The following is a 6,144-nucleotide window of genomic DNA, read 5'->3' as shown; positions in this document are numbered from 1 at the left end:
GGGCGGGTGACGGGGGCCGCGCGCCGGAGGCGGGGGGGCGGCGCGCCGGGGCGGGTGACGGGGGCCGCGCGCCGGAGGCGGGGGGGGGAGCCCGGGCCGCTGCGGCGCCTGCCGGGGCGGGCGGCGGGGCAGGTCGCGGAGCGGTAGCGGGCGGCGCCGGAGTGGCCCGTACGAGGCGGCCTCGGCGCTCAGCGCGAAGGGCGTGCGCCCCGCGGGGTGCGGCGCAGGCGGCGGGCGCCGAGCAGCAGGCCGCCGCCGGCGGCCAGGGCGGCGACGGCTCCGGCGCCGTAGACCCACTCACGGGGCCCGGTGTGCGCGAGCGAGCCCGCCGCGGCCGCGTCCTGCGGTTCCTCCGGACCCTCCACGGAGAACCGGTACCCGCCGGCCTCGCCGACCCACTCCCCGTCGTCGCCCTTGCGCTGCACCAGCGCCGCGTCGGCGACGACCTCGCCGAGGGGGGCGTCGGGGGCGAAGGCGAGCTGCACCTTGACGGTGGTAGAACCGCCGGCCGGCACCGAGAAGCCGGAGAAGGCGTCCTTGCCGTCGAACACCGCGATGATCTCGTCGCGGTCGCTGCGTTCGAGGCTGACGGGGAAGGGGCCGCCGGGTGCTTCGAACTCCATGCGGAGGTGGGCGGGGCGCAGGGCCCGGGCGGGGTCCGTGAACACGATCACGGGGTGGATGGCGGTGCAGGTGCCGCCGGTGGTGTTCGTCAGGTCCAGCAGCCAGGTCTGCGGGCCGCCCCCGGCCCGGTAGACCACCGGTCCGCCCCGGATCCGGGCCCCGATCGGGAAGGCGCCGCCCTTGCCGTCCCCGCAGCTCGCCCGTGCGCGGGAGGGCAGCGCCGGTGCGGGCATGGCGGGGGCGGGGGCGGGCGCGGGGCGGGGGGCACCGCCGGGGCCGTTGTCCGCGGTGGCGGAGGGTGCGGCGAGGGCGAGGAGGAGGGCGGTGAGGGCGGGGGCGTTGCGCAGTCGCATGGAAGGCCTCGCTGCTCTGCTCGCCGGACGAGTGATGATCGGACGAGGCGACAATCACCCCGCCCCTGCCCGCACCCTCCCACGCCCCCACACCCCACCCCCATCCCCACGCCCGACTCCTCCCGCTTTACCCCCGGATGGCCCCGGTGCCCCCGGCAGGGGTCATGCCCCGGGGCGGCGCCGCGTCAGACCACGGCAACGGCCAGGCTGACCACGTAGCGCTCCTCGACCATGCCGTTCGGGAAGACTTCGCGGAGGATGTCGCGTTCCTCGGCCAGGAAGGCCCTGGTGCCGTCCTCGCCGAGGACGAGGAAGTCGGAGTAGCTGGCGAGGTTCGCGAGATGGGTGTCGAGCGGGATCCTCCTGGCCCAAGCCAGCTGCCGCGTGACGATCCCGAGCCGGGCCGGCAGGCCGCGGAACCGGGCCAGCGGGTCGGGTGCGCCGTCCGGGGCGCCGAAGAGGCGCCGCAGGCGGGAATCCTGGGCGGCCGTCCAGGGCACCGCGCCGTCCCCGTCGTTCCACCACAGGGCGAGCGCACCGCCGGGGCGAAGCACGCGCAGGGCCTCCGGGACGGACTTGCGCGGGTCGGTCCAGTGCCAGGCCTGGGCGTAGGTGAGGACGTCCATGGAACCGGTGGCGAGCGGCAGGTTGTCACCGTCACCGAGCACGACGGGGACGTGGGGCAGTCCCAGGCGGAGCTGGGAGGCCATGCCGAGGCCGGGTTCGACCGCGACGACGCGTGCACCCCGGGCATGGAGGAGGGCGGTCGCCAGTCCGGTACCGGCGCCGATGTCCGCGACGCGGGCGCCCTCGAGCGGGCGGCCGGAGAGTTCCTCGACCGCGTCGAGCAGAGCGGGCGGATACGAAGGACGGCTCGCGGCGTAGCGGGCGGCGGCCTTGTCGAAGGAGCGGGCTTGCGCAGTGGTGGTCACGTGACCATCCTCGGCGTTCGGAAGGCTCCCGGAACGGCCCTTTGCAGCCGTTTCCCACGGGGCCTCACCGGGACCCGACGAACCTGCGGTGCCAGGTCGACACGACTCCCGACCGGCCACCGCCACGCACCAGGGCACCCCTGGTCGGCGCCCCGGGGCGTTTGAGACGCGGGGGGCTGGGCCCGGGGCCTGGGCCCCGGGGGGGGGCGGCCCGGGGGGGCGGGGCCGGGGAGCACCGCCCCGCACCACGGGGGTCGGGGCACGGCGTAGGCCCCGGGGAGCGGCGGCAGGGTGGGTAGGGGACCGCTCCGCGTAGCGGCGACCCGACCCCGCCCCCAGCCGCCCAAACCGGCCCGGCCCCCGACGCCACACGGACCAGATCCTGGTCGGACCATCGGGCCGACCAGGCCGACCAGGTCAATCGGCCCGATGGGCCCGACCGGCCCGATGCACCCGACCGAGTGGTCAGGCCACCAGGCCGAGCAGGTCGACCTGCCCGATGGGATCGACCGAGACCGCCGGCTCGACCGCCAGGTCAACCGCGCCCGAACAGCGGCCCCAGCGCCAGCTCCGCCGCGCCCTCCGCGACACCGGCCGGCGCGAGCCCCACCAGCGGCGGGTCGGCCGTCAGGGTCCGGGCGGCCAACACCTCGCGCACCCCCCTCACGAACACCTCCGGCGCCCCAGCCACCACCCGGCCCCCGAGCAACACCCGGTCCACGTCCAACAGTGCGAGCAGGTTCGCCGCGCCCTCCCCCAGCACCCGCGCCGCCCCCGCCAGGTCGCCCCGGGCCACCGCCTCCAGGCAGAGCACCTCCAGGCAGCCCCGGCCCCCGCACCGGCAGGGCGGGCCGTCCAGCAGCAGCACCTGGTGCCCGAACTCCCCCGCCCCCGACCGCGCCCCGCGGTAGACCGCCCCGTCCAGCCGCAGCCCCGCCCCGAGCCCGGTCCCGAAGTGCAGGTACACGACGGCACCCGGCCCCGGTCCGCCCGGACCCGCCGCCGCGACCCCGGCGTTGGTGTCCTTGTCCACCACCACCGCCACCCCCAGCCGCCCCGCCAGCACCTCCCGCAACGGGAACCCCTCCCACTCCGGGAACCCCGTCACCCGCCCCGGCACCCCGGTCCGCCAGTCCAGCGGCCCCGGCGCCGCCACGCCCACCCCGAGCAGCCGCGGCGCCTCCAGCCCGCCCGAGACCCGCCCGACCGCCCGTACGGCGGCCTCCGCCACCGCCTCCGGGCCGGCCGCGAAGTCCAGCGGGCCGCTCCACCGCCCGACGACGCCGCCCGCCAGGTCGACCCGTACGGCCCGGAGCTCGTCCCGGTCGAGGTGCACCCCCACCGCGTACCGGGCGCCGGGCACCAGCCGCAGCCGGGTGCGCGGCTTGCCGCCGGTCGAGGCGTCGCGGCCGGCCTCGGCGACCAGGCCCTCGGCCGCGAGCCGGGCGGTGATCTTGCTGACGGCCTGCGGGGTGAGCCCCGTACGGGCGGCGAGCTCGGCGCGCCCCAGCCCGGACGGGCCGGCCGCGCGGAGCAGGTCCAGCAGCAGGGCCTCGTTGTGCCCGCGCAGCGCCGGCAGGTTCGCCCCGCCCCGGCCACCGTCCACGTTCACGTTCACGTGCGCGTTCGCGTTCGCCCTGTTCACCTGCCCATTGTCCACCCTCCTTGCACTTAGACAACACTGTTGCCAAAGTGGAAGCCATGAACGCCTCCCCCCACGCCCCCCTGCGCGTCGCACTCGTCGGCTACGGACTCGCCGGCTCCGTCTTCCACGCCCCGCTCGTGGCCGCGACCGAGGGCCTCGTCCTCGACACCGTCGTCACCTCCGACGCCGGCCGGCAGGCCCAGGCCCGCGAGGCCTACCCCGGGGTCCGCGTCTCGGCCTCCGCCGACGAGCTGTGGGAGCGCACCGGGGACGTCGAGGACCCCCTCGGCCTCGTCGTCATCGCCTCCCCCAACAGGACCCACGTCCCGCTCGCCACCGCCGCCCTGACCGCCGGCCTGCCCGTGGTCGTGGACAAGCCGCTCGCCGCCACCGCCGCCGAGGCCCGCGAACTCGCCGCGCTCGCCGAGCGGACCGGCACCTTCCTCTCCGTCTTCCAGAACCGCCGCTGGGACAACGACTTCCTCACCGTGCGCCGCCTCCTCGCCGACGGCGAACTCGGCGAGGTCCAACGCTTCGAGTCCCGCTACGAGCGCTGGCGCCCGCAGCTCAAGGGCGGCTGGCGCGAGTCCGGCGCGCCGGAGGAGATCGGCGGCCTGCTGTACGACCTCGGCAGCCACGTCGTCGACCAGGCGCTGGTGTTGTTCGGGCCGGCCGTACGGGTCTACGCGGAGACGGACACCCGCCGCCCGGGCGCGCAGACCGACGACGACACGTTCATCGCGATCACGCACGCGAACGGCATCCGCTCCCACCTCCACGTCAGTGCCACCGCCGCCCAGCTCGGCCCGCGCTTCCGCGTCCTCGGCTCGCGCGCGGGCTACGTCAAGTACGGCCTGGACCCGCAGGAGGCCGCGCTGCGCGAGGGACTGCGGCCGGGCGGCGGTACGGGCGGGCCGGCGTGGGGCGAGGAACCGGAACACCTGTGGGGGCGGCTCGGCTCGGGCGAGTCCCCGCTGACCGGCGGCGGCGACCCGGTGCCGACGGTCCCGGGCGACTACCCGGCCTACTACGCGGCGGTCGCGCAGGCGCTGCGCACGGGCGGCCCGGCTCCCGTCACGGCGGACGAGGCGGCGCACTGCCTGGCGGTGCTGGAGGCCGCGCGCGTTTCGTCCCGTGAGGGGGTGGTCGTCGCCCTGTGATCCAGCCTGTCGCAAAATCGACGGTTTGCGGGCATGAAAACGATCTATCCTGCACGGGCTGCTGATCATCACACTTGTGAAGAATGGACATCCCACCTGTGAAGCTGCCCCGGATCGCATCCGTCGTGGCCACCGCCGCGATCGCCCCGGCCGTCCTGCTCTCCTCGCCCGCCTTCGCGGCCGACGACGCGGCGGCCGCGCCGTCCACCCCGTCCTCCCCGACCGCGCCCGACGCGGGTTCCGAGGGGAAGCCGGCGGCGGACAAGCCCGCCGACAAGCCCGCCGAGGACCCCCAGGCGGCGAAGGACCGGGCGGCGATCGAGGCGATCCTGGCCGACCCGGCCCGCGGTCCCGGCGTCCGCGGCGCGGCGGCGAAGGCGCTCAAGGGAACGGCCGCGGACATGCGGACGTTCCTGACGGTCGACCTGGCGAAGGAGCAGTTCGTCGACGACGAGGTCAAGATCTCCCGGATCCACAACTTCGGCGGCCCCGCCGTGAAGGCGGCCGCGGTCGAGGCCCTCCGCAAGGAGACCCAGGAGGCCTACACCGCGTTCCTGAACGAGGGCCAGCACGCGGCCCGCCTCAAGGACGACCGCGCCGAACTGGCCCGCATGCTCAGCGGCGCCGGCCGGGGCGTCACCCAGGCCGTGAACGAGCTGCTGGACCATGGCACGCGCGAGCAGATCCGCGAGTTCGTCGCCACCGGCCAGCACAAGGTGCGCGCGGAGGACGACCGGGTCGCCCTGTTCGGGATGATCAAGGACGCCGGGCCGGGCCTCAAGGAGGGGATCATCAAGCTCCTGGAGGGCAACCCGACCCCGGCGCAGCTGCGCACCTTCGTGACGACCACCCAGTTCGAACTGCGTGACGACGACAACAAGGTGCAGATCGCGTCCATGGTCGCCAAGGCCGGCCCGGAGCTGAAGAAGGCCGCCCTCGCCGCCCTCAAGGGCACGCCGGAGGACCGCGCCGCATTCCTCAAGACCGGCCAGCACGTGGCCCGGGCCAAGGACGAGGGCCACGGCACGGGAACGGGCACGGGCACGGGCTCCGGCACCGGAACGGGCTCCGGTACCGGCTCCGGGGGCGGCGCCCAGCAGGCCGTCGCCACGGGCACCGGCAAGGGCAACGGCAACGCCGCCCCGGCCGGTGGCTCCTCCTCCGGCCCGCTCGCGAACACCGGCGCCGGTGCGGAGACCGGCTGGATGGCGGGCGCCGGCGCCGCCGCGCTCACCGCGGGCGCCGGCCTGGTCGTCGCCAACCGCCGCCGCCGCACGTCGGCCGAAGGCTGACCGGTACGGGGAGGGGCGGGCGGCGCCCCGGCGGCCCCCCCCCCAACCAACTCCCCCCCCCCACCCCCCCCAGAAAAAAAAGCGCAGGCGGCCCCGCCCCCAGAAAAACACCACCACCAACACACCCGCCCCCACGAA

The 6,144-nt window shown here is 76.3% G+C and carries 5 protein-coding genes; 2 read left to right on the top strand and 3 right to left on the bottom strand.

Annotation, left to right across the window (positions count from 1 at the left end):
• Positions 1-188: 188 nt before the first annotated feature.
• The 3 genes from ACFVXK_RS36535 to ACFVXK_RS36525 form a co-directional block, all read right to left on the bottom strand.
• Entirely contained in the window at positions 189-977 is a 789-nt protein-coding gene (locus tag ACFVXK_RS36535; RefSeq protein ID WP_389621053.1) for a hypothetical protein, read from the bottom strand.
• 185 nt (positions 978-1,162) lie between these two features.
• Entirely contained in the window at positions 1,163-1,909 is a 747-nt protein-coding gene (locus ACFVXK_RS36530; RefSeq protein ID WP_389621050.1) for a class I SAM-dependent methyltransferase, read from the bottom strand.
• A 535-nt stretch (positions 1,910-2,444) separates the two neighbouring features.
• Positions 2,445-3,554 (bottom strand): ROK family protein, encoded by a 1,110-nt coding sequence (locus ACFVXK_RS36525; protein WP_389621047.1) that lies wholly within the window; start codon positions 3,552-3,554, stop codon positions 2,445-2,447.
• A gap of 56 nt (positions 3,555-3,610) precedes the next feature.
• Here ACFVXK_RS36525 and ACFVXK_RS36520 point away from each other — a divergent pair, with 56 nt between their 5' ends.
• Together ACFVXK_RS36520 and ACFVXK_RS36515 are read left to right on the top strand one after the other, a co-directional pair.
• Positions 3,611-4,714 carry a Gfo/Idh/MocA family oxidoreductase gene (locus ACFVXK_RS36520; protein ID WP_389621045.1) on the top strand — a complete coding sequence of 368 codons (1,104 nt, stop codon included), beginning with the start codon at positions 3,611-3,613 and terminating at the stop codon, positions 4,712-4,714.
• Between the two features lie 83 nt (positions 4,715-4,797).
• The gene (locus tag ACFVXK_RS36515) at positions 4,798-6,006 is read left to right on the top strand and encodes an LPXTG cell wall anchor domain-containing protein (protein ID WP_389621041.1); all 1,209 of its coding nucleotides are present in this window, start codon (positions 4,798-4,800) and stop codon (positions 6,004-6,006) included.
• Positions 6,007-6,144: the final 138 nt, after the last annotated feature.

The sequence above is a fragment of the Streptomyces sp. NPDC058157 genome, from assembly GCF_042884105.1.
In the GTDB taxonomy this organism is placed as follows: Bacteria; Actinomycetota; Actinomycetes; order Streptomycetales; family Streptomycetaceae; genus Streptomyces.
The sequence above is the reverse complement of the archived record's forward strand: the minus strand, read 5'-3'. Positions and strand labels throughout refer to the sequence as shown.

Excerpts from the sequence above, each read along its gene's own strand:
- ACFVXK_RS36535 (WP_389621053.1), bottom strand. The coding sequence starts at position 977 with ATGCGACTGCGCAACGCCCCCGCCCTCACCGCCCTCCTCCTCGCCCTC.
- ACFVXK_RS36520 (WP_389621045.1), top strand. The coding sequence starts at position 3,611 with ATGAACGCCTCCCCCCACGCCCCCCTGCGCGTCGCACTCGTCGGCTAC.
- ACFVXK_RS36515 (WP_389621041.1), top strand. The coding sequence starts at position 4,798 with ATGGACATCCCACCTGTGAAGCTGCCCCGGATCGCATCCGTCGTGGCC.